The organism is Alkalibacterium sp. m-11 (genome assembly GCF_054658155.1).
In genome coordinates this window covers 1-255 of sequence record NZ_BAAGIR010000561.1, presented here as the reverse complement: position 1 = coordinate 255, position 255 = coordinate 1, and the positions used below count along the sequence as shown (strand labels likewise).

The 255-nt window shown below is 45.5% G+C and carries 1 pseudogene; it reads left to right on the top strand.

Annotated elements, in window-relative coordinates:
* A pseudogene (locus tag ACYQ2O_RS13600) lies at positions 1-255 on the top strand (IS1634 family transposase); the annotation flags it as partial.

Below are 255 nucleotides of genomic sequence, written 5' to 3'. Positions count from 1 at the left end.
CTTCTACGGAGCGACCTATCTGTTTGACAAAATCGGAGAACTGCTTGGTGTTACAGCCGATCTAAAAGCTTGCTTTCCTGAAAGCTATAAGCAGATACTCTCGATTGCCTACTTCTTGATTTTGGAAGATCGCAATACGATGCTTCGTTTTCCAAAGTGGGATCGCACCCATTCCCATCCTTACGGCAGCTGTATTCCCTCGCAAAGAAGCAGCGATCTGTTTGCCTCGGTTACGGAAGAAGCTAAAAATCGTTT